This is a genomic window from Serratia sp. CY32780 (assembly GCF_052169135.1).
Classification (GTDB): Bacteria; Pseudomonadota; Gammaproteobacteria; order Enterobacterales; family Enterobacteriaceae; genus Serratia; species Serratia sarumanii.
Genome location: NZ_JBJNLI010000016.1, coordinates 1 through 550, shown reverse-complemented (window position 1 = coordinate 550; position 550 = coordinate 1). Strand labels below are relative to the sequence as shown.

The following is a 550-nucleotide window of genomic DNA, read 5'->3' as shown; positions in this document are numbered from 1 at the left end:
ATCACCTTACCGACGCTTTTCGCAGATTAGCACGCCCTTCATCGCCTCTGACTGCCTAGGCATCCACCGTGTACGCTTAGTCACTTAACCTCACAACCCGAAGATGTTTCCATCGTTCAGGTTGCAAACATTTGAGAGACTCTATGACAGGTTACTCTTCATTCCGGTACTTCTACGGAGGAATGAATTTCAGCCGTCATGTTTCAATTTTCAGCTTGTTCCAGATTGTTAAAGAGCAATATCTTAAACATGACTCGAAAGTCATCTTTAAGATATGGTGTATCGTCAGATACTGAAGACCGCCGCTTTCACCGGGTGGGTCGGAAGCTTGGCGTCCCCTAGGGGATTCGAACCCCTGTTACCGCCGTGAAAGGGCGGTGTCCTAGGCCTCTAGACGAAGGGGACACGACACCGTACTTTTATGACGCTTTTGCTCGTTACTTTTTCATCAGACAATCTGTGTGAGCACGCCACGCGAACTAATATCTTTAGGTAAGGAGGTGATCCAACCGCAGGTTCCCCTACGGTTACCTTGTTACGACTTCACCCC

General features: G+C 48.5%; 1 tRNA gene and 2 rRNA genes. All 3 read right to left on the bottom strand.

The window, feature by feature from the left end:
- A 23S ribosomal RNA gene (locus ACJ8HH_RS23875) occupies positions 1-90 on the bottom strand; the annotation flags it as partial.
- A gap of 239 nt (positions 91-329) precedes the next feature.
- A tRNA-Glu gene (locus ACJ8HH_RS23870) sits at positions 330-405 on the bottom strand.
- A gap of 88 nt (positions 406-493) precedes the next feature.
- A 16S ribosomal RNA gene (locus ACJ8HH_RS23865) occupies positions 494-550 on the bottom strand; the annotation flags it as partial.